Origin of the sequence: Bradyrhizobium sp. CCBAU 45321 (assembly GCF_028128975.1) — a bacterium.
Lineage (GTDB): Bacteria > Pseudomonadota > Alphaproteobacteria > Rhizobiales > Xanthobacteraceae > Bradyrhizobium > Bradyrhizobium yuanmingense.
Window position 1 is genome coordinate 319485 of record NZ_LFKZ01000129.1, and the last position, 26018, is coordinate 345502.

Sequence of the window (26018 nt, forward strand, 5' to 3'; positions counted from 1 at the left end):
CGCCATTCGCTACTCGCCTTCACCCCGTATTCCTCAACCCCGCCGAGATGCCGTTGATGGTCAGCTGGATCCCGCGCAGCACCTGCTCGTCGGGGTTCTGCGCGCGGTGCTCTCTCAAGAGCTCGACCTGCACGTGGTTGAGCGGATCGAGATAGGGGAAGCGGTGGCGGACGGAGCGCTCCAGCAGCGGGTTGCCCTGGAGCAATCGGTCCTGGCCCATGATATCGAGCAGCGTTTCGATGCAGGAATGCCATTCGCGGCGAATGCGGCCGAAGATCTTCTCACGCAAGGCTTCGTCCGGCACCAGCTCGGCATAGCGCGAGGCAATCGCGATGGAGCTTTTCGCCAGCACCATGTCCATGTTCGACAGCAGCATGCGGAAGAACGGCCATTCCTGGTAGAGCTCTTTCAGGAACGGCATGCCCTGCTCTGGATGCTCCGCGATCCACTGTTCGACCGCGCTGCCGAAGCCGTACCAGCCCGGTAGCATCAATCGGCATTGCGCCCAGGAGAACACCCAGGGAATCGCGCGGAGGTCCTCAATCGCGCGGGTCTTCTTGCGCGAGGCCGGACGGCTGCCGATGTTGAGCGTGGCGATCTCGTTGATGACGGTGGACGACCAGAAGTAATCGACGAAGCCTTCGGTCTCGTAGACGAGGCCGCGATAGGCCTTGAAGGCGAGGTTCGAGAGTTCGTCCATCGCGGTCAGATATTCGCGGCGCGGCGCGCTCTGGCGTGGATGCAGCAGACTTGCCTCCAGCGTCGCGGCGGCGAGGATCTCCAGATTGTTGCGGCCGACCTCGGCGTTGGAATATTTCGACGAGATGATCTCGCCCTGCTCGGTGATGCGGATCTGGCCGTTCACCGCGCCGCCGGGCTGCGCGATGATGGCGTCATAGCTCGGCCCGCCGCCGCGCCCCACGGAGCCGCCGCGGCCGTGGAACAGGCGTAAGCGCACGTGGTGCCGCTCGAACACTTCGACGAGGCCGATCTCGGCCTTGTAGAGCTCCCAGCCCGAGGTGACGAAGCCGCCGTCCTTGTTGCTGTCGGAGTACCCAAGCATGACCTCCTGCACGCTGCCGCGGCTGTCGACGAGCCGGCGGTAATCGTGCAACGACAGCATGCGGTCCATGATGCTGCTCGAAGCCTGCAAGTCTTCGATGGTCTCGAACAGCGGCACGATGTTGATGGCGCTGCGGCCGGAGGGATGGACGAGGCCGACCTCCTTCAGGAGCACGGCGACCTCGAGCATGTCCGACATGCCCTTGCACATTGAGATGATGCATTGGGGAATGGCGTCCGAGCCGAATTTCGCATGCGCTTCCGCGGCGGCATGGAACACGTTGAGCTCGCCCATGGTCTCGTCGCTGTATTTGACGAAGGGCGAGACCAGCGCGCGCGTCGAGCGCAACTCGTTGGTCAGCAGCGAGATGCGGGCGTCCTCGCCGAGCGCGAGATAGGACATGCCGGGATTGGCGGCGTCGATCAGCTCGGCGATGGTGCGCTCGTGGATGGCCGAGTTCTGACGGATGTCGAGCCGGGCCAGGTGAAAGCCGAAGCAATCCACCGCGCGGCGCAAGAGCCGCAGCCGACCGCGGGCGATGACGCGGGCGTTGTTGGAGATCAGCGAGCGATGCAGCACGTCGAGATCGGCCAGCAACTCCCTCACGCTCTCGTAAGGCGCCGCTTTGCCGACAGGCCGGCGCGTGATCTCGACTTCGAGCTTTTCAGCCGTCGCGGTGAGACGGGCATAGATGCCTGAAACCGCGAGGCGATAGGGCTCGCCGCTCCGGTGCGGCGAGGTGTCCGGCGAGCGCTCGGCAAGCGTTCGCAGCTCCTCGGAGACGTCGGCGAGATGGGCTGCGATCGACAGCTCCGCGCCGAGCACGTGCAGCTCGTTCAGATAGAACTGCATCACCCGGCTCGACTGCAGCCGCAGCGTGCCGCGCATGACGTCGGCAGTGACGAACGGGTTGCCGTCGCGGTCGCCGCCGATCCAGCTGCCCATGCGCAGGAACGAGGCGAGCTCGCCGGCCGCCTGCTCGCCGCCCTCCTCCAGCCGATCCTCCAGCGCGTTGATGAGCCGCGGCACCTCGCGCAGGAAGGTGTAGTCGTAGAACGACAGGCCGTTGGCGACCTCATCCAGCACGGTGAGCTTGGTCCGGCGCAAGAGATTGGTCTGCCACAGCGTCAGCACCTCGCGGCGGAGCTGCTCGTCGCTGGCAGCCGCCTCCTCCGCGGTCAGTGCAACCCGCTCGCGGCGATCGAGCAGGGCTGCAATCTCCATCTCGCGGTCCATGGTGCTCTTGCGGCGGACCTCGGTCGGATGCGCGGTCAGCACCGGGCTGACCAGCGCGGTCTTGAAGAAGGTGCGAAGCTGGTCGGGACCAATGCCCGCCGCCTTGGCGTGCGCCAGTGTCTCCGCCAGCACGCCGGAGCCGCCATTCTGGGCCGCCGCGCGCGCGCGCATCTGTCGAATGTTGTTCTGGTCCTCGGCGATGTTGGCGAGGTGCGAGAAATAGCTGAAGGCGCGGACGATCCGCACCGTCTCGGAGGTCGACATGCTGTCGAGGATCTGCTCGAGCTCGCGGCGGGCGAGCCGGTCCTCGTCGCGGTGGAACCGGATCGAGGTCTGGCGGATGCGCTCGACTAGGTCGAACACGTCGGCCCCCTCCTGGTCGCGCACGGTGTCGCCGAGGATGCGTCCGAGCAGGCGGATGTCGTCCCGCAGCCGGGCATCGGCCTCCATCGCCTGGACATCCTCAGGGCGGTTGGGGCGCTGCTCAGTGCTGTCGGATGGTACGGTCTGGAGGGACATGGCTCGCTCCCCTGCTCGCGCCTTGGCGGCCCGGTCCGACGGAGTGTGCGATATTTTTCTACCGCAGTGCAAGATGAAGTTGGGGCGACGCACCGTGGATCGGAGTGCGACGATCTCGTGTCCCGGACAAGCAGCAACGCCTCTTAGCGTTGCTGCGCAGAGCCGGGCCCCAGGAGCCTCAGGGCACATCGCCGCAATGGGCCCCGGCTCTGCAGCGCACCACGCCGCGAAGGTGCGGCGCACTGCGCTGCGTCCGGGGCACGAGAAAATAGCTGGTCGAATAATAAGCATGCCTTCGCGGTCTCGCGGCGCAGGCGCCCGAAGTTTTGCTGCCCGTTTCGCCCTCATCGAGAAGCAAGGGCGCAGGGAAGGCCGGGCGCCAGCCGGCACCCAAGGTCCGCACGCGACAAGACGCACGCGGGGTGACCACAGGTGATGCCGGAACATCCCGGCCTTCCCTGCGCAATGGTTTTACGGCTTATGGCGCGCTCTCCCCGGGGAGCGATGCACTATTGCCCCCGTCGCCTTGCGGATCACTGATGCGCGCACCCGGTCGGGCCGCTTCACCACCGCAAGCCTTGACGCACAGACCCCGGGCGTCAGGACCACACGCTTTTGCCGTCCGCGAACGTCCCTCCCGGACAGTCGGAAGCTCGCGCGTGCTCGCCCCCAATGCCGAAAAGCAACGCTGTGACCACACCGTGTCGTGCCGCGGATCGCGATGGCTCACGGGTTTGCCCGCCCTGCCATCCCGTCACGCGCCGGCGCTGCCGCGTCCATCGCATCCCGGCCTACGTATCGTGACGATCGCGAAACGTCCCTTTGACGAGCCGGGATGTGCTGCGGTTTACCCGAAACAGCGAATTCGGTCAATCAGAATATTTGCACTCCCCGCCACTTGACCTGCATTGGCGTGTTTTGCCCGTCGGGCAACGCGAGGCATGGTGTGCGCCGCATCGCCTGGACGCGTCCGGCCGCAGCCCAAGGCGCCCCCCGGCGTCTGGTTTGCCACCGACAGCCAGCGCAACAAACGAATGGAGGTTCGTCGCCGAAGGGTCAAAGAGCTGACGTCTCGCCCATGTCCAAATCCAGCGCTTGCTGCGGCCAGAAAGCAAGATGACAACTTGCGGCGATGGTGGCAGAATGATGACAGACGTGGTTTGAAGACTTGGCGATCAAGAACAACGAAGAAAATAGTTCGCCGCGGTCACGTTGTCCAAGGGAGGAGATAGCTCATGAAACGCATGTTTCTGGGGTTGGTCGCCGTTGCCCTGATCGCTTCGGCGTTTGTCGTATCCACCACAACAGTCATGGCGCAGACGAAGGTGTTGAAGATGCAGGCCACATGGCCGGCGTCGCTCACGCTCTATGACAACTTCACCTATTTCGTCGACCGAGTGAACAAGCTGTCAGCCGGCGCGCTGAAGATCGAGGCGATGCCCGCCGGCCAGGTCGTGCCGGCGTTCGAGGTGCTGGACGCAACCAATAAGAAGGTGCTCGACGGAGCGCATGCGTGGGCCGGCTACTGGACCGGCAAGAACAAGACCGCGATCCTGTTCACCGGCGGTCCCGGCGGCACCTTCGGCATGGACTTCATGGACGTGATGGGTTGGCTCTATCACGGCGGCGGCCTCGAGCTTTACAACGAGTTTTATCAGAAGGAGCTCAAGCTCAACCTCGTCGTGTTTCCAATCCTGCCTGCAGGGCCGCAGGCGTTCGGCTGGTTCAAGAAGCCGATCCAGACGGTCGAGGACATGAAGGGCATGAAATGCCGCCAGACCGGCATGGCCGGCGAAGTGTGGCAGGCGCTCGGCTTCACGGTGGTCAACATGCCGGGCGGAGAAATCATTCCCTCCGCGCAACGCGGCGTGATCGATTGCGCCGAATGGGTCGGTGGCATCGAGGACATGCAGCTCGGCTTCCACAATGTCTGGAAGTATCACTATTCACCCGGCTTGCATGAGAACGTGACGGTCGGCGAGCTCGTGATCAACGGCGATGTGTGGAAGGAGCTCAGCCCGCAACATCAGGAGATCATCAAGTCGGCGGCCAACGAGACATTCCTCGTCTGGTGGACCAAGTGGCAGCGCCAGAACGCCGATGCGCTGATTGAGATGCAGCAGAAGCACGGCGTACAGATCCTCCGCACGCCGACGGAGATCCTGCTGGCCTTCATCAAGAAGTGGGACGAGATCGCGGCGGCCGAGGGCGCCAAGAACCCGTTCTTCAAGAAGGTGCACGACTCGCAGAAGGCGTATGCCAGCGCTGTGGTGCCGTACAAGAGGTCTTACTTCCCGCCATACTCCTTCATGGCGAACTACTACTTCCCAACCGAGAAATAGGACTTCCTCCGAGGGCGGCCGATTTGACCGCCCTCAATTCGCACGCAGGCGGCCTGCTTGCGCCGCACGAGTGATCGGCGACAGGAGCGAGGCATGGCTGAGATAACAGGCGGGCAGCCACCGGCGCTTCTGGCTATCATCAGGATGATCGACGGCTTCACCGACCGGACCGGCACGATCATCTCGTGGCTCTCGGTGCCGCTGGTTTTCGCCGTCGCCTACGAGGTTGGAGCGCGTTACCTGTTCAACGCGCCGACCATATGGGCCTACGACGCAACCTACATGCTGTACGGCTCGCTCTTCATGCTTGGCGCCGCTTACGCGCTGCACAAGGGTGCTCATATCCGTACCGACTTCTTCTGGGAGAAGTTCTCGATCCGTAGGAAGGGCTGGATCGATACGATCTCCTACGTCGTCTTCTTCTTCCCGAGCCTGATCATGCTGTTCCTGATCAGCTGGAACGAATTTCACTACGCCTGGCTGATCAACGAGACTTCGGACCAGACTCCCTGGCGGCCCGTGCTGTGGCCGTTCAAATTCGTCGTGCCGCTCGCCTGCCTCCTGCTGCTGGTCCAGGGCGTGTCCGAGTTGATCAAGAGCATCTACATGGCGCGCACCGGCGTCGAGCTGGAGCATAAGGAGAAAGTCGAGATATGACCGCAGAAGCGCTCATCGGCCTCATCATGCTGCTGGTGCTGCTGGGCGCGATCTTCATCGGTGTGCCGATCTCGTTCACGTTGCTGTTTCTCGCCTTCTCGTTCGGCTACTGGGGCATGGGCGGGACGGTCTTCGAGCTTGGTTACTTCCAGACCATCGGCATGATGAAGGAAGAACTTCTCGCCGCCGTACCGCTGTTCATCTTCATGGGCTTCATCACCGAGCAGGCGGGACTCATGGAGCGCCTTTTTACGGCGTTCCGCATGCTGCTTGCGCCGGTGCGCGGCGCGCTCTTCCTCGTCGTCATCCTGACCTCGACCGTGTTCGCGATGGCGACAGGCATCGTCGGCGCAGCCGTTACCGTTCTTGGCATCATGGCATCGCCGATCATGACGAAGGCGGGCTATGATGCCAAGCTTTCAGCGGGCACCATCACGGCGGGCGGCACGCTCGGTATTCTCATTCCCCCGTCGGTCATGCTGATCGTGATGGGGCCGGTGCTCGGGGTTTCGGTCGCCGATCTCTATGCTGCAGCCTTCGGACCGGGCTTTCTGCTGGCCGGCATCTACATCATCTATCTGATGGGCCGCTCCTTCATCAATCCCAAGCTCGGGCCGCCAGTGCCAAAGGATGAGCGGATCTACTCCGCTGGATACATTGCACGCGAGGTCGCCGTCGGCACGCTGCCGCTGCTCGGGCTCATCACGGCGACGCTCGGCTCGATCATCGGGGGGCTTGCGACGCCGACGGAGGCCGCCGGCATCGGCAGCGTCGGCGCGCTGATCCTGGCCATCGCATATCGCAGGTTCTCGCTCAGCGGACTGCAACGGGCGCTGATCTCGACGATGGCGACGTCGAGCATGGTCCTCCTGCTGGCGGTCACGTCGAACATTTTCGGTGCGGTGTTCGCCCGCCTTGGCTCGGCGAACTGGATCACCGAGACGATGCTCGGCCTACAGTTGCCGCCGAGCCTCATGCTGATTGTCGTGCTCCTTCTCATTTTCCTGCTGGGATGGCCGTTTGAGTGGCCGGCCATCATCCTGGTGTTTCTGCCGATCTTCTATCCTGTCGTGAAAGGCATGGGCATCGACCTCATATGGTTCGGAGCGTTGGTTGCGGTGGTGCTGCAGACCGCCTTCCTGTCGCCGCCCGTCGCCATGTCAGCGTACTATCTCAAGCAGGTGGTCAAGGGCTGGAGTCTCGGAACGATCTACGCTGGCATGTTCCAGTTCATGGTGCTGCAGGTGATCTGCGTTGGCCTGATGATTGCCTTCCCCGGCATTGCGACCTGGTTCCCGCACACGCTGCATGAAGCATCTCGCAGCCAGGTGATCCCGGAGGAGTACAGAAAAATCCTGGAACAGCAGAAACAAGCACCGTCCCTGGAAGACGAGGACTGGTTGACACCAAAAAAGAAGTAGCCCGCGCGATTGAATCCGCGACGGCGCCGCACGGCTCCGCTCTGCCGCCGAACGCCGACGTTGAGGCAACGTCCTAAGCCGGCACGATCACCTTGCCGATTGGCCAGAGCGCGATGCCGGCGAGCTTCAGATGGGCCCAGGCGAACGGGATGCCGATGATGGTGACGGCGAGAACGAGCGCGGTCAGGAGGTGACCGAGTGCGAGCCACCAGCCGGCGAGCACGAACCAGATGATGTTGCCGATCACCCCGAGCGGGCCGGTGCCGATATCCTCGACGCCGGTGACATCGTAGCGGTTGACCGCCCGGGAGCCGAACGGCAGCAGCGTGTAGACGGCGATGTTGAACGCCGCCCGCGCCCAGGGCAGGCCGATGATGGTAATCGCCATGACGATCGCGGCGATCAACCAGCCGAACGCCATCCAGGCGCCGCCGATGAGGATCCAGAGGATGTTGAGAAGGATGGAAACGGGGGCCATGGGACGATCCGGAGGTGGTGATCCCATTCATATAGGCTCGGAATTTGTCCGCGCCAGGACGCTTCAGGGCGCGCAAGGTGAAGCCCGGAGCGCCGCATAACCCGGGATGATCTCTCCGCAGTCTCGTAGAGTGGGCAAAGGCGCCCTTGCGCCGTGCCCACGAACTGCCTTCGGAAGCGAACTTGGTGGGCACGCCTCCGCCTTCGCTCTTCGAGCGACGGCGGACGCTTTGCCCACCCTACGGCTATCAAGCAGGGCTAGATCTTCCGGCCCGCCTGCTCCCAATAGGGATCGCGCAGGCGGCGTTTGAAGATTTTTCCGGAATCTTCGCGCGGCAGGCCGGTGCGGATCTCGATGTGCTTGGGTACCTTGTAGTCGGCCAGATGCGTCTTCAGGCTCGCGCGAACGTCGGTGGCCTCGAGCGTGACGCCGGGTTGCGGCTCGACCACGGCGATCAGCGCCTCGCCGAATTCGGCATCGGGGATGCCGAACACGGCGCAATCGTGCACGCCTGGAAGGGCATGCAGCACCGACTCGATTTCCGCGGGGTAGATGTTGACGCCGCCCGAGATCACCATGTCACGCTTGCGGTCGCAGATGAAGACGTAGCCGTCTTCATCGATATAGCCGACGTCGCCGGAGGTGATGAAACCGTCGCGGTCGATCTCGGCGCGCTTCTCCGGCTTGTTGTGATAGGTGAAATCGGCCATCTCGGCCATGCGGGAATAGATCTCGCCGATCTCGCCGACGCCGAGCACGCGTCCGTCGTCGCCGATGAAGCGCAGCTCGGCGCCCGGCGAAATCTTGCCGACGGTGCCGGGCTTCTTCCGCGCATCCTCGGAGGTCGCGAAGGTCACGGCGCTGGATTCGGTCGAGCCGTAGAACTCGTAGATCACCGGCCCCCACCATTCGATCATGGCACGCTTGACGTCGGCCGGACACGGAGCGGCGGCATGGATGACGTGGCGCAGCGAGGAGACGTCGTACGTCCTGCGCACCTCCTCGGGCAGCTTCATCAGGCGGATGAACATGGTCGGCACCATGAAGATGGTGTCGATCTTGTAGCGCTCGATCGCCTGCAGAAATTCCTCCGCCTCGAAGCGCGGCATCAGCACCAGCACCCCGCCGAGCTTGCCGGCGCGGATGCCGAACGAGTTCGGCGCGGAATGATAGAGCGGCCCCGGCAGCAATGCGCGGGCGCCGGGCTTGAGCCCATAGATCATCGCACGCATGCGCTCACCGGCAGCCTGCTGCTCCGGCGTCGGTGCGTTGCGGCGGACGCCCTTGGGATGGCCGGTGGTGCCCGACGTGTAGATCATGTTCATGGGCTGCGGCACGATCGGACCTTCATAGGGCGGATGTTGCGCGAGCCAGGACTCGAAATCGATCGCGAAGTCAGGCGTCGTCAGATGATCGGGATCGATCTTGTAGTTGGAGCGGATTTCCGGCGGCGTCGGCACGCTGAGCACGGTGACTCCCTCAGGAATCGCATCGCGCAAACCGTGCAGCATGTCGGCATGAGCGATCAGGACGGCGGTGCCGGAATCCTTCAGGATGTAGGTGATCTCCTCCGGCTTGAAGTGCCAGTTGATCGGCACGCCATAGGCGCCCAGCCGCATCGCGGCGTAGGCGGCTTCGAGGAAGGCGATGTCGTTGCGCATCAGCATGCAGACGCTATCGCCCGGGCGGACGCCGATCTTGGCGAGGCCGGACGCGATGCGGTCGGCGCGCTCAGTGACCTCGACGTGAGAGCGGCGGCGCTCGCCGGAGACGATGCCGAGGAAGGGGGAGGTTTCGGTCATTTGTTGAGTTCCGATCTTTCGTCGGGTTGGAGGGCGTCGACACAACCACAGTCGTCATTCCGGGGCGCGCCCATTGGGGCGAGCCCGGAATCCATACTCCCGATCGTGGTTATGGATTCCGGGCTCGATGCTTTCGCATCGCCCCGGAATGACGGACTCTAATCCGCAAAATTCGGCGCGCGCTTCTCCAGGTTGGCGCGGACCGCCTCGGTCTGGTTGGGACTGCCGATCAGCTTCTGCTGCTCGACGGATTCGGCGAGCAGCGCCGGGCCCGGATCGACCGACAGGTTGTTCAGCATCCGCTTGGCCGCGCGGATCGCATCGGGGCTCTTCCCTGCGATATCGCGCGCGACCTCCAGCGCCGCAGCGCGCGGATCGTCACAGATGCGCGTGGCGAGGCCGTAAGCCATCGCCTCCTGCGCGGAGAAGATGCGCCCGGTGTAGGTGAGATCGCGCAGGATGTCGTCGCGCACCAGCGAGGCCAGGATCGGCGTGCCCGCCATATCAGGCACGAGGCCCCATTTGATCTCCATGATCGACATGCGCGCATCCGAGCTGAGAAAGCGCATGTCGGCGCCGAGCGAGAGCTGGAAGCCGCCACCGAAGGCGACGCCGTGCACGGCCGCGATCACGGGCATCGGTAGCTGGCGCCAGCCCCACACCGCCTGTTGCGCGAAGTTGGCCTTGCCATAGGTGCGCACCGTGAGATCGCGATTTTCGCCCCCCGGAATTCCGTTGCCGCCCTTCTCCTTCATGGCGGCAAAACGCCCCATGTCCAGCCCGGCGCAGAAGGCGCGGCCTTCGCCCGAGAGCACGACGGCGCGCACGCCTTTCTCCTTCGAGAGCCGGTCGGTTGCGGCGACGAGGGCCTCGAACATGGGCTGATCCAGTGCGTTCATCTTGTCGGCGCGCACCAGGCGCACATCGGCAACGCCTTCCGAGATCGAGATCGAGACGCGATCGTCCATGGACGAATTCTCCCTTAGTTCTTGCGTGTTCTTGTTCAGTGCCGCTTTACAGGACGCCGGCGGCCGGATTTAGTCAATCGACCAATTAACTGACAATCGCGACAGAGGAAACAGCCATGTTCAAGGAAAATCTTCTGGCCGGCCGGCGCATTCTCGTGACCGGCGGCGGCACCGGTCTCGGCAAGTCGATGGCGGCGCGCTTCCTCCAGCTCGGCGCCGAGGTGCACATTTGCGGCCGGCGCAAGATCGTGTGCGACGAGACCGCGACCGAGCTGATGGATCTCTACGGCGGCCGCGTCACCAGCCACGGCGTCGACATCCGCAACGCGCTTGCAGTCGAGGAGATGATCGAGACCATCTTCCGCGATGGCCCCCTCACCGATCTCATCAACAATGCGGCCGGCAATTTCATCTCGCGAACCGAGGAGCTCTCGCCGCGCGGCTTCGATGCGGTCGCCAACATCGTCATGCACGGCACGTTCTACGTGACACATGCGGTCGGCAAGCGCTGGATCGCCTTGAAGCAGCCCGGCAACGTCGTCTCGATCACCACGACCTGGGTGCGCAACGGCTCGCCTTACGTGGTGCCCTCGGCGATGAGCAAGTCGGCGATCCACGCCATGACGATGTCGCTTGCCACCGAATGGGGACGACACGGCATCCGCCTCAACACCATCGCCCCGGGCGAGATCCCGACCGAGGGCATGAGCAAGCGCATCAAGCCCGGTGACGAAGCCGGCGCGCGCACCAAGGCGATGAACCCGATGGGCCGCGTCGGCACCATGGAGGAACTGCAGAACGTGGCCGTGTTCCTGATCTCCGGCGGCTGCGACTGGATCAACGGCGAGACCATCGCCATGGACGGCGCCCAGGCGCTCGCCATGGGCGGCAACTTCTACCAGCTCCGCGACTGGAGCGACGACGACTGGAAGACCGCGCGCGAGAGCATCATGGCGCAGAACGAGAAGGACCGCGCGAAGCGGGGGTGACGCTTTTCCGTGCCCCGGACGAAGCGCAGCGCGTCCCCGGCGATGCGAAGCATCGTCCGGTGCGACGTGGTGCGCTGCTGAGCCGGGGCCCAACTCTCTCAACGCACAATGCAGCATGCTGGGTCCCGGCTCTGCAGCGCATCACTTCGTGCTGCGCAGCGTCCGGGACATGAAACCGCAGCCGATCTTGTCCCATCTTGTCTTCACCCGCGGATGACGCCACACTCCCCGGCATAAAAACAAACGCCTGCGGGAGAAACATGTCCACACAGCCATTGGCGAACCTCGCCGACATGGTGCGCGAGCGTGCGAAAAGCCGCGGCAGCGCTATTGCCTATGAATTCGAAGGCCGCACCACCAGCTTCGCCGAGTTCGACGCCAAGACTAACAAGGTCGCGAACGCGCTCCTCGCAATGGGCGTGAAGAAGGGCGACCGCATCGCCTATCTCGGCAAGAACAGCGACATCTACTTCGAGCTCCTGATGGGCGCGATGAAGGGTGGCGTCGTGATGGCGCCGGTGAACTGGCGGCTAGCAGGGCCCGAGGTCGCCTTCATCGTTTCAGATTGCAACGCGCCGGTGCTTTTCGTGGGACCGGAGTTCATCACGCTCGTCCGCCAGATCAGGGATCAGATACCAAGCGTCCACACCATCATCACCACCGAGGGCGGCGCGCCGGAATGGCCAGATTTTACGGCATGGCGCGATGCGCAGAGCGGCGATGATCCGAAGGTGCCGATCGACACCCGCGACATCGCGATCCAGCTCTACACGTCGGGCACGACGGGCAAGCCGAAGGGCGCGATGTTGTCGCATGCCAACTTCCTCAATCTGGTGCAATCAGGCAATGCCGAGGACAAGCCGGAGTGGAACCGGTGGTCGACCGACGACGTGTCGTTGGTGGCCATGCCGGTGTTCCATATCGGTGGCTCCGGCTGGGGTGTGATGGGACTCTATCACGGCGCCCGCGGGGTGATCGCACGCGAGTTCGACCCGACCAAGGTTTTGGACTTCTTCGAGCAGTCGGGCATCACAAAACTGTTCATGGTGCCGGCGGCGATGCAATTCGTGGTGCGGCAGCCGCGCGCCAGGACGGTCGACTTCTCGCGGCTGAAATACATGCTGTACGGCGCCTCGCCGATTCCCGCAGCGCTGCTGAAGGAATGCATCGAGGTCTTCAAATGCGGCTTCGTGCAATTGTACGGCATGACCGAGACCACCGGCACCATCGTCGCGCTGCCGCCGGAGGATCACGTCGAAGGGCTGGAGCGGATGCGCTCGGCCGGCAAGGCGCTGCCGGGCGTGGAGATCGCGATTCTGGACGTGGACGGCAAGCCGTTGCCGCCGCGGCAGGTCGGCGAAATCGCAACGCGCTCTGGCTCCAACATGGCGGGCTACTGGAACCTGCCGGAGGCGACCGCATCCACGCTGCGCAGCGACGGCTGGCTGCGCACCGGCGATGCCGGCTACATGGACGAGGACGGCTATCTCTACATCCACGACCGCATCAAGGACATGATCATCTCCGGCGGCGAGAACATCTATCCGGCCGAGGTCGAGAGCGCGCTGTGCGATCACCCCGATGTCGCGGAAGCCGCCGTGATCGGCGTGCCCGACGACAAGTGGGGCGAAGCGGTGAAGGCGGTGGTGGTGATGAAGCCGGGCAAGCAGGCGACCGCGACCGACATCATCAACTTCACCCGGACCCGCATCGCCGGCTACAAGACGCCGAAGAGCGTGGAGTTTTTGCCGGCGCTGCCGCGGAATCCGAGCGGCAAGATTTTGCGCAGGCAATTGCGCGAGCCGTATTGGGCGGGGAAGGATCGGCGGGTGAATTGATCCGCGGTGCCGTAGGGTGGCAAAGGCGCAAAGCGCCGTGCCCACCATCTCTCTACGCTTGATGCTTGCGGATAGAGGTGGTGGGCACGCTTCGCTTTGCCCACCCTACGAGAGCATTGCGAGCCTCTAATGCTTCCCCGGCCCCATATAGCCGAATAAGAACCCCGCCACCTTCCGCATCTGGATCTCCTCGCTGCCTTCGGTGATGCGGTAGCGCCGGTGGTGGCGATAGATGTGCTCGAACGGCTTGTGGCGTGAATAGCCCATGCCGCCATGGACCTGCATGGCGCGGTCGGCGGCCTCGCAGCAGAGGCGGTTTGCCCAGTAGTTGCACATCGAGACCCGGTCGGAGAGCGTGCGCTCGATTTGCTCCTCGTTGAGCTGGTCCATTTCCCAGGCGGTCTTGCGGATCAAGAGGCGCAGCATCTCGGCTTGCGTCGCAAGCTCGACCAGCGGGAACTGGATCGCCTGGTTTTCCGCCAGCGCCTTGCCGAACGGCTTGCGCTCACGCGCGTATTTCACACTCTCGTTGATGCAGTAGACCGCGGCGCCGAGCGAGCTTGCCGCCTGGCGAATGCGGTTCTGGTGCACGAAGCATTGCGCCAGCGACAGGCCGCGGCCGACCTCGCCGAACAGCGCATCCTCCGGCACGAAGACGTCGGTGAAGCTGACGCGCGGGTGGTCGGTCGGCATGTTGAAGGTCCACATGTACTCCTCGACCCTGACGCCGGGACTCTTGGCCGGCACCAGGAAGCAGGTGATGCCGCGGGCATCGCCATCGTTGCCGCTGGTGCGCGCGAACAGCGCGCAGTGCGTGGCGACGTGCATGCCTGTCGTCCACATCTTCTCGCCGTTGATGATCCAGCCCTTGACGTTGTCGCGGGTCGCGGGCACCGCGCGCGTCTCCATGTGGGTGGCGTCCGAACCGTGATGCGGCTCGGTCAGGCCAAAGGTGATGCGGTACTTGCCCTTAATGGAGCCGTCGATCATCGCCTTCTGGTCGTCGCGGCCGTAGCGGTCGAGCATGGTGACGACGGGGAAGTTGCCGACGATGGAGTGCTCGTTCTGGAGGTCGTTATGCAGACCGAGGCCTTTGGCGGCAAAATGCTCGCGGATCACGGCCATCCAGAGATTGGAGCCGTCCTTGCCGCCATATTGCTTCGGCACCGGAAAGCGCAGATGCCCGGCGGCGTCCGCGAGATCCTTGGCCTTGCGCAGCAAGGCCTCCCATTCATGGCGCGGCAGGCCGCCATTCTCGAAATCGGTGCGCGCCCATTCGCGGCGATGGTCGAAGAAGCGGATGTTGTCGTCGGCCTGTTCCAGCGGCTTGATCTCGCGTTCGATGAAGCGGTCGAGCTCTCCGAGATAGGCAACGAGATCGGCAGGCAATGAGAAATCCACAGGTTCTCTCCCGGATTGATTTTGTCGTTTTGCGTTAAGGCGCTGGGCGCATTCTTGCTTGGTGCGATTAAGGTGAGAAGAGCGCGTGCAAGTCAAGCAAGCCGAGATGTGAGGAGCGCAAGGCGCGCCCGCGCAATTTGATGGTGCTCTGGCGCACCCGCACGGTAGTATGGCGCCAATATTCCTTCGAAAGAAATCCGGGAGCGCGCGATGGAGCTGAAATTCTCAAAGGTGGAACGCAAGGGGCCGATCACGATCGTGACGCTGTCACGGCCCGAGGTCTACAACGCGCTGCACACCGATGCGCATTTCGAATTGCAGAAGGTGTTCGACGACTTCTCCGGAGATCCCGAGCAGTGGATCGCGATCGTCACGGGCAGCGGCGATAAAGCGTTTTGCGCCGGCAACGATCTGAAGTGGCAGGCAGCGGGGGGAAAGCGCGGCTGGGACAAGGGCGGCTTCGCCGGCCTCACCTCACGCTTCGACTGCGACAAGCCGATCATCGCCGCCGTGAACGGCGTCGCCATGGGCGGCGGCTTCGAGATCGCGCTCGCCTGCGACCTCATCATCGCCGCGGAGAACGCGACCTTTGCCCTGCCCGAGCCGCGCGTCGGCCTTGCCGCGCTCGCCGGCGGCCTGCATCGGCTGCCGCGGCAGATCGGGCTGAAGCGCGCCATGGGCATGATCCTCACCGCGCGCCATGTCAGCGCCAAGGAAGGGCTCGAGCTCGGCTTCGTCAACGAGGTGGTGCCGCAGGGCGAGGCGCTCGCGGCCGCGCTGCGCTGGGCCGAGATGATCGCCAAGAATTCGCCGATGTCGATCCGGGCCTCGAAGCAGGCGATCCAGAAGGGGCTCGGCGCGTCGCTGGAGCAGGCGATCGCGGAGCAGCGGGATTATCCGGCCGTGCAGGCGATGGTCGCCTCGCAGGATTACATCGAGGGCCCGAAGGCGTTTTCCGAGAAGCGCCCGCCGAAATGGGTGGGGAAGTAGGAAACGGGTCTTCCCAACTCGTCATTCCGGGGCGCGCCGACAGGCGCGAGCCCGGAATCCATCGAGCGACAGAACGTGCGGATGAATGAATTCCGGGTTCGTCGCTTCGCGACGCCCCGGAATGACGGAGGAGAGAGGAGCGCCCCCTCTCTCAACACTGTCATTGCGAGCGTAGCGAAGCAATCCAGGTTGCCCAGCAGAGACAGTCTGGACTACTTCGTCGCAAGGGCTCCTCGCAATGACGGGGAAAGAGCTATCCGCCCCGCCCCAGCTCGCGCTTGTAGGACGCGTAGTTCGGCTGATCCACCGCGAGCTTGTCCATCGTGGTCGCCCAGAGATGCTCGGCGAGACCGGGGGTCGCGAGATCGACTTCTCCCCTGGCGATGCGCTCGGCGAGCACGCGGTTCAGCTCCATGACCGAGCCGTTGATGCCGAGCAGCGCGCGCAGGCGCTCCACCTCCTTCGCATCACTCCCCTCCTCCCGCGTCAACTGCCGCGTGACGAGGTCGAGGATGTTGATGGCGACGCGCAGCTTGAAGGCCTGGTGGCCGGAGATCAGCGGCGTGATGTCGCTGCGGAGGAAATCGGCGACTGCCTTGGTCAGCTCGATCGGGGTCGGCTCGTCCTGCATGTGTCAGCTCCCGCGCGGCGCCAAAAGCCGCAACAGATCGATCTCGGTCTCGCTGGCGCGGCGGCCGATCATGGCGCGCTCCATGGAATGGTCGGGCCCCTCGCGAAAGCGCTGCATCATGCCGCCGCACATGATGCCCCAGCGCAGCGTGCCCATCACCTCCCAGAACTTGACGCGGTCCGGATCGACCTTGCGGCCTGCCGCCTCATAGCCGGCGAACAGCTCCTCGCGCGTGCCAAAACCGCCGACGGGCTTGTCGATCTCGCCGAAACGCCAGGAATTGACGCAGACCCAGCCAAGGTCCTCCATGGGATCGCCGAGATGGGCGAGCTCCCAGTCGAGCACGGCGCGAACGCCATCGGCGCCGATGATGAGATTGCCGTTGCGGAAATCGCCGTGCACCAGCGTGGTCTCGGCCGAGGGACCGGGATCGTGATCGCGCAGCCAGCGCAGCGCCAGCTCGAACACGGGCTTGGGCCAGTTCAGGCTGCGATAGTCGCGCTCGAACTCGGCGATCTCCTGGGTCGCGCCCCTGTTGCGCAGCGCAGGCAATTTGTCCTGCGGTAGCCGATGGAGACCTGCGAGAATGCCGCCGATCTGCCGCGCCAGACGCGGCCGCGCCGCCGCATACTCTTCATCGCGCAAGATCTTGCGCGCGATGGTCTCGCCCTCGACCCGCTGCATGACGAAGCCGGTGCCGAGATCGTCCTCCGGTGTGAGCACATGCATCACGCGCGGCGACGGCACGCCGGCCTCGAAAGCGAGCTGCATCAACTTCGCCTCGGCGGCAAGACCGGCCGCGCGCGTCGGTGCAGCACCATAGCCCTTCGGCGAGCGGCGCAGGATCGCGCCGATCACGCCATCGGGATGGGTGATGTCGAAGCGCCAGGTTTCCTGGCTGGCGCCGCCGGAGAGCTTTGCCGCAGAGGTCGCGCCGGTCGCCCCTTTGCACCAGCGCCGGACGCTGCGTGAAAGCGCCGCCTCGATCATTTGCCCTTGAACTGCGCGGGCCGCTTCTCGAGGAACGCTCCGACGCCCTCGCGGAAATCCTCGGTGTCGCCGGCGCGGAGCTGGCACTGGAATTCGAGATTGAGCTGATCCTCGAAGGAATTTTCCGGGCTGTCCCAATAGAGCTTGCGGATCAGCGACAGCGCCACCGTCGGCCCACTGGCGAGATCGCGCGCCAGCTTCATCGCTTCCTCCATCAAGACGCCGTCATCATAGACGCGGTTGACAAGGCCCCATTCCAGTGCCTTCTCGGCCGGCAAGCGCTCACCCATCAACGACAATTCGATCGAGCGCGCGCGTCCGACAAGGCGCGGCAACAGCCAGGTCGAGCCGCAATCCGGCACGAGGCCGATACGGCGGAAGGCCTGCAGGAAATAGGACGAGCGCGCGCATAGGATCATGTCGCCGAGCAGCGCGAAGCTCATGCCGGCGCCGGCGGCCGGGCCATTGACCGCGGTGACGATGGGGCAATGCAGGTTGCGGATGCGGCGCAGGAAGGGATGAAAGCCGGTCTCCAGCGTCAGGCCGGCCTTGGTCTTCTTCGCCTGGTTGTTGCGGCCTTGCAGATTGGCGCCCGTGCAGAACGCCCGCCCCGCACCGGTCAGCACCACGCAGCGCACCGCGTCCTTCTTCTCCTCGATCGCATCGAGCGCCTCGGAAAGACCGCCCAGCATGTCGACGGAGACCGCGTTCATCACCTCCTGATGGTCGAGCTTGAGGATCGCGACCGAGCCATCGAAGTCGAGCGTGACGTGTTTGAACTGCATGGTTTCCTCATCGGTTGCGGCCCGCGTCAGTTTCGCAGGCCGGAATTCGTCTTGCCGGGGCGCATATTTGATTTTTGGCGCGGTCTTGTCCATGGTGATCGGAGCATAGCAAGCAATCTTGTGCGCAGCGGCTGATGCGCCGCAGTCTAAAAACAGGAAACGCGCCATGAACCTCTTCGACCTTTCCGGCCGCGTCGCCGTGATCACCGGTGGCAATGGCGGCATCGGGCTCGGCATCGCGCAGGCGCTCGCGGGCCAGGGCTGCAACGTCTCGATCTGGGGCCGCAATGCTGACAAGAACAAGGCCGCTGCCGCGAGCATGGCGGGCCTGTCCGGCAAGGTCGACAGCCGCGTCTGCGACGTCACCGATCCGGCCTCGGTCGCTTCAGCGATGAAGGCGACGCTCGACACCTTCGGCCGGGTCGATGGCTGCTTCGCCAATGCGGGCATCGGCGGCGGTGGCCGGCGCGCCTTCATCGAGCGCACCGAGGAGGAATGGCGCACGATGTTCGCGACCAATCTCGACGGCGTGTTCCACGCGTTCCAGGCCGCCGCCAAGCACATGACGGATCGCGCCAATGCCGGCGATCCCTTTGGCCGGCTGGTCGCGACCTCGAGCCTCGCCTCGATCTTCGGCACGGCGCGCAACGAGCATTATGCCGCGACCAAGGCCGCCATCAACGCGCTGGTGCGCGCCCTCGGCGTCGAGCTGGCGCGTCACGGCGTCACCGCGAATGCGATCTTGCCGGGCTGGATCAAGAGCGACATGACCGCAGGGCTCATGGCGAACGACAAGTTCGTAGCCAACGTGATGCCGCGGATTCCGATGCGGCGCTTCGGCGAAGCCTCCGATTTCGGCGGCATCGCGGTGTATCTGATGAGCAAGGCGTCGTCGTATCACACCGCGGATACGTTCGTGATCGACGGCGGCTATACCGCGTTTTGATTCTCGTAGCCCGGATGGAGCGCAGCGAGTCCGGGACGGCCAAAAGCAAGCAAGACCCGGATTTCGCATCGCTCCATCCGGGCTACAACACTGAGGGAACGGGCAAATGTTTTCACACGTCATGATCGGTACCAACGACCTGGACAAGGCCAAGGCGTTCTACGACCAACTGCTCGGCACGCTCGAGGTGCGGCCGGCCAGGGTCGACGGCCACCGCATCTTCTACATCACCAAGACCGGCGTGTTTTCGGTATCGAAGCCTATCAACGGCGAACCGGCGACCTGCGCCAACGGCGGCACGATCGGCTTTGCCGCCAATTCGCCGGAACAGGTCGATGCGTGGCACGCAGCGGGCGTTGCAGCCGGCGCAAAATCGATCGAAGATCCGCCCGGCATTCGCCAGGGCCCGGGCGGCAAGCTCTATCTGGCCTACCTGCGCGATCTCGATGGCAACAAGATCTGCGCGATGCATCGGATGCCTGCCTGAGGTCGACCGGTCTCTCCCGTCATTGCGAGGAGCTCTTGCGACGAAGCAATCCAGGCTGCCGCGGCGGTTAAGATTCTGGATTGCTTCGCTGCGCTCGCAATGACGGACTCCTGGGGATCGGACGGCGCTTAGAGCCCACTTGCGCGTCGCCCCATTCAAACAACATTTCAAACGCCCTCGCGATATTCCATCAGGTGGCATGGCTCCGCGCGGTAAATGCGCGCTCGCGCTTCGGCGTCGCTGCGACTATTCTCGCCCCCAATGCGATCTCAGTGACCCCCGGGAGGACCAATGACAAAACACACCTACATTCCCCGCACCACCAACTACACGCTCAATCCCGGCGACGAGCTCAACGACCTGCGCATGTCGGACCAGGTCCGGCCGCTCTATGATCACGTCAAGAAGTTCATCCGCGACACCGTCGAGCCGATGTCGATCGAGTTCGCCAAGGCCGGCGAAGGCAAGGAAGATCGCTGGAGTTTTACGCCGAAGCAGCTCGAGGTGCTGGAGAAGGCCAAGAACAAGGCCAAGCAGGAAGGCCTCTGGAACTTTTTCCTGCCCGATGACGAGACCGGCCAGGGCCTGAAGAATCTCGACTACGCCTATATCGCCGCCGAGCTCGGCAAGAGCCCGCTGGCCTCGGAGACCATGAACTGCTCGGCGCCCGACACCGGCAACATGGAAGTGCTGGAACGGGTCGGCACCAAGGAGCAGAAGGAGAAATGGCTGAAGCCGCTGCTCAACGGCGAGATCCGTTCGGCCTATGTCATGACCGAGCCGAACGTCGCCTCCTCCGACGCCAAGAACATCTCGACCACCGCAAAGCTGGTCGGCGACGAATGGGTGATCAACGGCGAGAAGTACTACATCTCGGGTCTCGGCGATCCCCGCTGCAAGATCCTCATCGTGATGGTGAAGACCAACCCGGACGCGCCGCCGAGCAAGCAGCAGTCGCAGATCCTGGTGCCGCGCGACACGCCCGGCGTCGAGGTGCTCGGTCCCATGTACGTGTTCGGCCAGGACCACGCCCCGCGCGGCCACATGCATATGCGCTTCAACAATGTGCGCGTGCCGAAGGAGAACATCCTGCTCGGCGAAGGCCGTGGCTTCGAGATCTCGCAGCTCCGCCTCGGCCCGGGCCGCATCCATCACTGCATGCGCACCATCGGCAAGGCCGAGAAGGCGCTCGACCTGATGGTGCAGCGTGGCCTCACCCGCGAGGCCTTCGGCAAGAAGATCGCCCATCTCGGCGGCAACATGCAGATCATCGCGCAGGCGCGCTGCGAGATCGAGGCGATGCGGCTGATGGTGCTGAAGGCAGCGAAGGCGATGGACGTGCTCGGCAACAAGGAGGCCCGCGTCTGGGTCTCCATGGTCAAGGCCATGGTGCCCGAGCGCGCCTGCAAGATCATCGACCAGGCCATCCAGATGCACGGCGCCACCGGCATCTCGCATTGGACCCCGCTCGCCGAGATGTATCAGGACGTGCGGCACCTGCGCTTCGCCGACGGTCCGGACGAGGTGCACTGGATGGTGGTGGGCCGCCACGAGCTGAGCATGGCGTAAGGCGCCTTATCTCTTTTCCCTCTCCCCGCTTGCGGGGAGAGGGTGAGGGGGATTCTCCGCGAGGACGGTGACAGTCGGACTCGCGGAGAGCCCCCTCACCCGCCGCGCATTCCGCGCATCGGCCTCTTCCCGCAGGCGGGGAGAGGCGAAGAAAGCCGAGGAGCCCCAATGGACTACGCCGCCAGCGAGCTGACGCCACGCGAGCGCTACAAGGTGCTGACGTCCTTCATTCTGCCGCGGCCGATCGCGTGGGTGACCACGCTCGGGCCGACCGGCGTGGTCAACGCCGCCCCGTTCAGCTTCTTCAACGCCTTCTGCGAGGATCCGCCGCTCTGCATGTTCGCGGCGAACCGCAAGCCGAACGGCGAGGACAAGGACACGTTTCTCAACATCCAGCGCACCGGTGAATTCGTGGTCAACCTCACGGACGAGCCGCTGGCGCGGGCGATGCACGAGAGCAGCGGCGATTTTCCGCCTGAGATCAGCGAGCCCAATTATCTCGGGCTGAAGCTTGCGCCCTCGACGAAGATCGCGGTGCCACGGCTAGCTGACACGCCCTGGGCGATGGAGTGCAAGCTCTGGAAGCTGATCGACGTCAACGACGATCGCCGGCTGATCATGGGCGAAGGCCTCCACTTCCACATTCGCGACGAGCTCTGGGACGACAAGGCGATGCGGGTGCACATGGACCGCTATCACCCGATCGGCCGCATGTTCGCCGACCGTTACTGCCGCACCGATGACCGCGTGGTGTTTCCGGCGGCGGAGGGCATGAAGAAATAGGCCGCAGCACCGGTGCGCTCCCTCGCCCCATTCTTACGGGGCCGCGACGAGCTTGGCTCGCGCTGAGAGGGTTGGGGTGAGGGGCGTTTCTCCACGCGCGAGACTGTCGAGGGACCTGTACCCCCTCACCCGAATTCGATCTGCGATCGAATTCGACCTCTCCCCGCTTGCGGGGAGAGGTGATGAACCCGTCAGCTACGTCGCGGGCACGAGCTTGTCCTGGGTCTTGGTCTCGAAGTCGCTCGCGTCGTGGCGCTCGTGGAGCTGGCTGGCGGGATCGCCGGAGACGCGGTTAACCATGCGGCCGCGCTTCACGGCGGGGCGCTGCGCAATCTGGTCGCTCCAGCGCTGCACGTTCTTGTAGTCCTGCACCGACAGAAATTCGCCGGCGCCATAGACCAGCCCCTTGGCGAGTGCGCCATACCAGGGCCACACCGCCATGTCGGCGATGGTGTAGTCCTTGCCCGCCAGATATTCGTTGTCGGCGAGACGCCGGTCGAGCACGTCGAGCTGGCGCTTGGTCTCCATTGCGAAACGGTCGATGGCATATTCGATCTTGGTCGGCGCATAGGCGTAGAAATGGCCGAAGCCGCCGCCGAGATAGGGCGCGCTGCCCATTTGCCAGAACAGCCAGGACATCGCCTCGGTGCGGGCCTTGACATCCTTCGGCAGGAAGGCGCCGAACTTCTCGGCGAGGTAGAACAGGATCGAGCCTGACTCGAACACCCGGATCGGCTCGGGGCCGGAACGGTCCATCAGCGCCGGGATCTTGGAATTCGGATTGATGTCGACGAAGCCGCTGCCGAACTGATCGCCATTGCCGATCTTGATCAGCCAGGCGTCATATTCGGCGCCCTTGTGGCCGAGCGCCAAGAGCTCCTCCAGCATCACGGTGACCTTGACCCCGTTCGGCGTCGCCAGCGAATAGAGCTGAAGCGGGTGCTTGCCGACCGGCAGCTCCTTGTCGTGGGTGGGGCCGGCAATCGGTCGGTTGATGTTGGCGAATTGCCCGCCGTTCTCCTTGTTCCAGGTCCAGACTTTGGGCGGCACGTAGGCGGGGGCGTCGGTCATACGGGGCTCCGGGAAAAAAGATGCGTCTGCATTAATTAGCCCGCAAACGGCCGATGACAAGGGCGCCGCAATGCATTGCCGGATGGGACAACTCTGCGTTTTGTCATGGCAGCCCCTCCCCTCCGTCATTCCCGGGCGCCCGCAGGGCCTGCGCGGCCAACGGATAGAGCGCAACGTCTATACACAAGATGCACCGCCGGATCCGGCATGTCATCGATCCGCTCGCGTCACTTTGCTTTGCCAGCGAAAGCAACGAGAATGCGAAGCCTGCCGCCGGGAGAGAGCCATGAAATCGCCGATCTGCGACATGCTGGGGATCGAATTCCCGCTGCTCGCCTTCAGCCATTGCCGTGACGTCGTCGCCGCCGTCAGCCGCGCCGGCGGCTTCGGCGTGCTGGGCGCGACGGTGCATACGCCGGATACGCTCGAGCGTGAGCTGAAGTGGATCGACGATCATGTCGACGGCAAGCCCTATGGCATCGACGTGCTGATTCCGGAAAACATCTCGACCGCGGGCGAGAAGGACGTCACCTGGAAGAGCCTGGAGGCGCGCGTGCCGCAGGAGCACCGCAACTACACGCGCGATCTCCTGAAGAAGTACGACATCGAGCTGACCACCACCGAGGTCGCGGACAACCAGCCGCAGCCGTTCGACGGCAAGACCGCGCTTCAGCTGCTCGAAATCTCCTTCAATCATCCGATCCGCCTGATCGCCAATGCGCTGGGCGTGCCGCCGAAGGCGATGACCGAGATGGGCAAGAAGCATGGCGTGCCGGTCGCAGCGCTGGTCGGTGCCAAGGAGCACGCACTGCGCCAGGTCGCGGCCGGCGTCGACATCCTCGTGGTGCAGGGCACCGAGGCCGGCGGCCATTGCGGCGAGGTCTCGACCATGGTGCTGGTGCCGGAGGTGATCAAGGCGATCAAGCCGATCCGCGACGTGCCGGTGCTGGCGGCCGGCGGCATCATGACGGGACGGCAGATGGCGGCCTGCATGGCGATGGGCGCGGCCGGCGCCTGGACCGGCTCGGTGTGGCTCGCGACCGTCGAGTCCGAGACGAGCGAGATCTTTCGCGAGAAGATGATCGCGGCGTCCTCGCGTGATGCCGTCCGCTCCAAGGGCCGCACCGGCAAGCCGGCGCGGCAGCTGCGCTCGGTCTGGACCGATGCCTGGGACCGCGCGCCGGACAGCCCGGGCGCGCTGCCGATGCCGCTGCAAAGCATCATCAGCCGCGACGCCTTCCATTCGATCGACCGCGCCGCCGCAAGCGGCAACGCGAGGGCGCGCGATCTCGTCAGCTATTTCGTCGGCCAGGGCGTCGGCCTGATCGACAGCGTGAAATCAGCGGGCGCCGTGGTACAGGAGTTCAAGCAGGATTTTGCCGAAGCCGTCGAGCACATGAATGCGCTGGTGGCAGAGTAGTCCATTCGTCATTGCGAGCGCAGCGAAGCAATCCAGACTGCCGCCGCGGAAAGATTCTGGATTGCTTCGCTGCGCTCGCAATGACGAACAACTGACATCGTGAATTGAAGCAAGAAGAAATGACCAATATCCCCGAAGACCGCATCCCCGTCATCGTCGGCATCGGCGAGATCATCGATCGCCCGAAGGAGATCGCGGCGGGTCTCGAACCGCTCGACCTGCTCGAACAGGCGCTGCGGCGCGCCGAACAAGACGCCGGTGCAAAACTGCTCGGCGAGGTGCAATCGCTCGACGTCGTCAATTTCCTGAGCTGGCGCTATCGCGATCCGGAGCAGCTCCTGGCGCAACGCCTCGGCATCTCGCCCGCGCATTGCCATTACGGCCCAGTCGGCGGCGAGAGCCCGATCCGCTACATCCACGAGGCGGCCCAGCGCATCGCGCGCGGCGAGTGCAGCGTGGCGGCGATCTGCGGCGCCGAGGCGCAATCGACCGCGACCAAGGCGGAGCGCACCGGCGTCAAGCTCCCGTGGACGCCGTTCGCCCATGACGTCGAGGAACCGAAGCGCGGCGCGGCGTTCCAGAAGCCCTTAGCGGTGAAGCTCGGCGTGTTTCGGCCCGTGACCGTCTATCCGTTCTATGAGGCGGCCTCCTCGGCGCATTGGGGGCAGACGCCGCGCGAGGCCATGGCGGAATCAGGCACGCTGTGGTCGCGCTACTCGGACGCCGCCGCGCAGAATCCAAATGCCTGGCTGAAGCGGCGTTATGCGCCGGAGGAGATCACGACGCCGACCGCGGACAACCGCCTGATCGCCTGGCCCTACAACAAGCTGATGGTGGCCAACCCCAGCGTCAACATGGGCGGCGCGCTGCTGCTCACCAGTCTCGCCAAGGCACGCGCGGCCGGGATCGCCGAAGACAAACTGGTCTACCCGCTCGGCGGCGCCTCCGCGGAAGAGCCGCGCGACTATCTGCTGCGCGACCAGTTTTACGAGAGCCACCCGCAGAACGCCGTGCTGAAAGCGGCGATGGACCTCGCCGGCGGCGACGGCAACAAGTTCGACGCGATCGAGCTCTACAGTTGCTTCCCCTGCGTGCCCAAAATGGCGCGGCGGACGCTGGGCTTAGGTGCCGACGTGCAGCCGACCGTGACCGGCGGCCTCACCTTTTTCGGCGCGCCGCTCAACACCTACATGACGCACGCGGCCTGCGCGATGGTGCGCCGTTTGCGCGACGGCGCCAGGCTCGGCCTGCTCTACGGCCAGGGCGGCTTCGTCACCAAGCACCACGCGCTGGTAGTGTCGAAGACGGCGCCGCGCGAGGCGCTGGTGCAGGAAACGAGCGTGCAGGCCGATGCGGACCGCAACAAGCGCGCGGTGCCGGAGTTCGTCGCGGAGGCCACTGGCAAGGGCAAGGTCGAGAGCTTCACCGTGCTTTACGGTCGCGGCGGCAATATCGAGCATGGCGTCGTGATGCTGCGGACAGAGGACGATCGCCGCACGCTGGCGCGGATCCCGGCCAGCGATGGCGCGACGCTGGCGCATCTGCTCGCCATGGATCGCACCCCGGTCGGCTCGCTCGGCGAAATCGCTATGGCAGCGGATGACGTGCCGGAGTGGCGGGTGGCCTAGCGAT

21 protein-coding genes are annotated in these 26018 nt (G+C 64.4%); 12 read left to right on the forward strand and 9 right to left on the reverse strand.

Annotated elements, in window-relative coordinates:
• Window positions 1-19 precede the first annotated feature (19 nt).
• Window positions 20-2818 (reverse strand): phosphoenolpyruvate carboxylase, encoded by a 2799-nt coding sequence (ppc, locus tag ACM43_RS31295; protein WP_271545319.1) that lies wholly within the window; start codon window positions 2816-2818, stop codon window positions 20-22.
• 1235 nt (window positions 2819-4053) lie between these two features.
• On the opposite strand from ppc, the gene ACM43_RS31300 reads away from it, so the two are divergent.
• The 3 genes from ACM43_RS31300 (at window position 4054) to ACM43_RS31310 (ending at window position 7238) form a co-directional block, all read left to right on the forward strand.
• Entirely contained in the window at window positions 4054-5160 is a 1107-nt protein-coding gene (locus tag ACM43_RS31300; protein ID WP_271545320.1) for a TRAP transporter substrate-binding protein, read from the forward strand.
• A 93-nt stretch (window positions 5161-5253) separates the two neighbouring features.
• The gene (locus tag ACM43_RS31305; RefSeq protein WP_271545321.1) at window positions 5254-5817 is read left to right on the forward strand and encodes a TRAP transporter small permease subunit; all 564 of its coding nucleotides are present in this window, start codon (window positions 5254-5256) and stop codon (window positions 5815-5817) included.
• On the forward strand, window positions 5814-7238 hold the full coding sequence (locus tag ACM43_RS31310) for a TRAP transporter large permease (RefSeq protein WP_145627859.1): 1425 nt from the start codon (window positions 5814-5816) through the stop codon (window positions 7236-7238). Before ACM43_RS31305 ends, ACM43_RS31310 begins: the two co-directional genes overlap by 4 nt.
• A 73-nt stretch (window positions 7239-7311) precedes the next feature.
• On the opposite strand, the gene ACM43_RS31315 is transcribed toward ACM43_RS31310, so the two are convergent.
• From ACM43_RS31315 to ACM43_RS31325, 3 genes are all read right to left on the reverse strand, one after another.
• Window positions 7312-7716 carry a YccF domain-containing protein gene (locus ACM43_RS31315; RefSeq protein WP_036006208.1) on the reverse strand — a complete coding sequence of 135 codons (405 nt, stop codon included), beginning with the start codon at window positions 7714-7716 and terminating at the stop codon, window positions 7312-7314.
• Between the two features lie 257 nt (window positions 7717-7973).
• Complete coding sequence (locus ACM43_RS31320; RefSeq protein WP_271545322.1) at window positions 7974-9518, reverse strand: acyl-CoA synthetase; 1545 nt, start codon at window positions 9516-9518, stop codon at window positions 7974-7976.
• Window positions 9519-9676: 158 nt separating this feature from the next.
• Entirely contained in the window at window positions 9677-10486 is an 810-nt protein-coding gene (locus ACM43_RS31325; RefSeq protein WP_271545323.1) for a crotonase/enoyl-CoA hydratase family protein, read from the reverse strand.
• Window positions 10487-10602: 116 nt separating this feature from the next.
• Between ACM43_RS31325 and ACM43_RS31330 the strand changes: the two genes are divergently transcribed.
• Together ACM43_RS31330 and ACM43_RS31335 are read left to right on the forward strand one after the other, a co-directional pair.
• The gene (locus ACM43_RS31330; RefSeq protein ID WP_271545324.1) at window positions 10603-11475 is read left to right on the forward strand and encodes an SDR family oxidoreductase; all 873 of its coding nucleotides are present in this window, start codon (window positions 10603-10605) and stop codon (window positions 11473-11475) included.
• A gap of 260 nt (window positions 11476-11735) precedes the next feature.
• Entirely contained in the window at window positions 11736-13313 is a 1578-nt protein-coding gene (locus ACM43_RS31335; protein WP_271545325.1) for a fatty acid--CoA ligase, read from the forward strand.
• 126 nt (window positions 13314-13439) lie between these two features.
• Here the strand turns inward: ACM43_RS31335 and ACM43_RS31340 are convergent, their stop codons facing one another.
• Window positions 13440-14714 carry an acyl-CoA dehydrogenase family protein gene (locus ACM43_RS31340; protein WP_271545326.1) on the reverse strand — a complete coding sequence of 425 codons (1275 nt, stop codon included), beginning with the start codon at window positions 14712-14714 and terminating at the stop codon, window positions 13440-13442.
• Window positions 14715-14924: 210 nt separating this feature from the next.
• On the opposite strand from ACM43_RS31340, the gene ACM43_RS31345 reads away from it, so the two are divergent.
• On the forward strand, window positions 14925-15704 hold the full coding sequence (locus tag ACM43_RS31345) for an enoyl-CoA hydratase-related protein (RefSeq protein WP_271545327.1): 780 nt from the start codon (window positions 14925-14927) through the stop codon (window positions 15702-15704).
• Between the two features lie 253 nt (window positions 15705-15957).
• Here the strand turns inward: ACM43_RS31345 and ACM43_RS31350 are convergent, their stop codons facing one another.
• The 3 genes from ACM43_RS31350 to ACM43_RS31360 are packed head-to-tail and all read right to left on the reverse strand — an operon-like array spanning window position 15958 to window position 18110.
• Window positions 15958-16335 (reverse strand): DUF6285 domain-containing protein, encoded by a 378-nt coding sequence (locus tag ACM43_RS31350; protein WP_271545328.1) that lies wholly within the window; start codon window positions 16333-16335, stop codon window positions 15958-15960.
• A 3-nt stretch (window positions 16336-16338) separates the two neighbouring features.
• On the reverse strand, window positions 16339-17325 hold the full coding sequence (locus ACM43_RS31355) for a phosphotransferase family protein (protein ID WP_271545329.1): 987 nt from the start codon (window positions 17323-17325) through the stop codon (window positions 16339-16341).
• Window positions 17322-18110, reverse strand: coding sequence for an enoyl-CoA hydratase/isomerase (locus tag ACM43_RS31360; protein WP_157281228.1), 789 nt, complete (start codon window positions 18108-18110; stop codon window positions 17322-17324). The genes ACM43_RS31355 and ACM43_RS31360 overlap by 4 nt, the downstream gene beginning before the upstream one ends.
• A gap of 166 nt (window positions 18111-18276) precedes the next feature.
• On the opposite strand from ACM43_RS31360, the gene ACM43_RS31365 reads away from it, so the two are divergent.
• From ACM43_RS31365 to ACM43_RS31380, 4 genes are all read left to right on the forward strand, one after another.
• Window positions 18277-19056 carry an SDR family NAD(P)-dependent oxidoreductase gene (locus ACM43_RS31365; protein ID WP_157281226.1) on the forward strand — a complete coding sequence of 260 codons (780 nt, stop codon included), beginning with the start codon at window positions 18277-18279 and terminating at the stop codon, window positions 19054-19056.
• A 106-nt stretch (window positions 19057-19162) separates the two neighbouring features.
• A complete protein-coding gene (locus tag ACM43_RS31370; protein WP_109144469.1) occupies window positions 19163-19543 on the forward strand; it encodes a VOC family protein in 381 nt (126 codons plus the stop codon).
• Window positions 19544-19834: 291 nt separating this feature from the next.
• Window positions 19835-21112, forward strand: a complete 1278-nt coding sequence (locus ACM43_RS31375) for an acyl-CoA dehydrogenase family protein (RefSeq protein ID WP_027571275.1) — start codon at window positions 19835-19837, stop codon at window positions 21110-21112.
• 168 nt (window positions 21113-21280) lie between these two features.
• Window positions 21281-21895, forward strand: coding sequence for a flavin reductase family protein (locus ACM43_RS31380; protein ID WP_157281222.1), 615 nt, complete (start codon window positions 21281-21283; stop codon window positions 21893-21895).
• A gap of 195 nt (window positions 21896-22090) precedes the next feature.
• Here the strand turns inward: ACM43_RS31380 and yghU are convergent, their stop codons facing one another.
• On the reverse strand, window positions 22091-22966 hold the full coding sequence (gene yghU / locus ACM43_RS31385; RefSeq protein ID WP_271545330.1) for a glutathione-dependent disulfide-bond oxidoreductase: 876 nt from the start codon (window positions 22964-22966) through the stop codon (window positions 22091-22093).
• 286 nt (window positions 22967-23252) lie between these two features.
• Between yghU and ACM43_RS31390 the strand changes: the two genes are divergently transcribed.
• A complete protein-coding gene (locus ACM43_RS31390; RefSeq protein WP_271545331.1) occupies window positions 23253-24386 on the forward strand; it encodes a nitronate monooxygenase in 1134 nt (377 codons plus the stop codon).
• A gap of 119 nt (window positions 24387-24505) precedes the next feature.
• A complete protein-coding gene (locus tag ACM43_RS31395) occupies window positions 24506-26014 on the forward strand; it encodes an acetyl-CoA acetyltransferase (protein ID WP_271545332.1) in 1509 nt (502 codons plus the stop codon).
• Window positions 26015-26018: the final 4 nt, after the last annotated feature.

Coding starts and splice junctions, on each gene's coding strand:
- ppc (WP_271545319.1), bottom strand. CDS start 2,818: ATGTCCCTCCAGACCGTACCATCCGACAGCACTGAGCAGCGCCCCAAC.
- ACM43_RS31300 (WP_271545320.1), top strand. CDS start 4,054: ATGAAACGCATGTTTCTGGGGTTGGTCGCCGTTGCCCTGATCGCTTCG.
- ACM43_RS31305 (WP_271545321.1), top strand. CDS start 5,254: ATGGCTGAGATAACAGGCGGGCAGCCACCGGCGCTTCTGGCTATCATC.
- ACM43_RS31310 (WP_145627859.1), top strand. CDS start 5,814: ATGACCGCAGAAGCGCTCATCGGCCTCATCATGCTGCTGGTGCTGCTG.
- ACM43_RS31315 (WP_036006208.1), bottom strand. CDS start 7,716: ATGGCCCCCGTTTCCATCCTTCTCAACATCCTCTGGATCCTCATCGGC.
- ACM43_RS31320 (WP_271545322.1), bottom strand. CDS start 9,518: ATGACCGAAACCTCCCCCTTCCTCGGCATCGTCTCCGGCGAGCGCCGC.
- ACM43_RS31325 (WP_271545323.1), bottom strand. CDS start 10,486: ATGGACGATCGCGTCTCGATCTCGATCTCGGAAGGCGTTGCCGATGTG.
- ACM43_RS31330 (WP_271545324.1), top strand. CDS start 10,603: ATGTTCAAGGAAAATCTTCTGGCCGGCCGGCGCATTCTCGTGACCGGC.
- ACM43_RS31335 (WP_271545325.1), top strand. CDS start 11,736: ATGTCCACACAGCCATTGGCGAACCTCGCCGACATGGTGCGCGAGCGT.
- ACM43_RS31345 (WP_271545327.1), top strand. CDS start 14,925: ATGGAGCTGAAATTCTCAAAGGTGGAACGCAAGGGGCCGATCACGATC.
- ACM43_RS31350 (WP_271545328.1), bottom strand. CDS start 16,335: ATGCAGGACGAGCCGACCCCGATCGAGCTGACCAAGGCAGTCGCCGAT.
- ACM43_RS31355 (WP_271545329.1), bottom strand. CDS start 17,325: ATGATCGAGGCGGCGCTTTCACGCAGCGTCCGGCGCTGGTGCAAAGGG.
- ACM43_RS31360 (WP_157281228.1), bottom strand. CDS start 18,110: ATGCAGTTCAAACACGTCACGCTCGACTTCGATGGCTCGGTCGCGATC.
- ACM43_RS31365 (WP_157281226.1), top strand. CDS start 18,277: ATGAACCTCTTCGACCTTTCCGGCCGCGTCGCCGTGATCACCGGTGGC.
- ACM43_RS31370 (WP_109144469.1), top strand. CDS start 19,163: ATGTTTTCACACGTCATGATCGGTACCAACGACCTGGACAAGGCCAAG.
- ACM43_RS31375 (WP_027571275.1), top strand. CDS start 19,835: ATGACAAAACACACCTACATTCCCCGCACCACCAACTACACGCTCAAT.
- ACM43_RS31380 (WP_157281222.1), top strand. CDS start 21,281: ATGGACTACGCCGCCAGCGAGCTGACGCCACGCGAGCGCTACAAGGTG.
- yghU (WP_271545330.1), bottom strand. CDS start 22,966: ATGACCGACGCCCCCGCCTACGTGCCGCCCAAAGTCTGGACCTGGAAC.
- ACM43_RS31390 (WP_271545331.1), top strand. CDS start 23,253: ATGAAATCGCCGATCTGCGACATGCTGGGGATCGAATTCCCGCTGCTC.
- ACM43_RS31395 (WP_271545332.1), top strand. CDS start 24,506: ATGACCAATATCCCCGAAGACCGCATCCCCGTCATCGTCGGCATCGGC.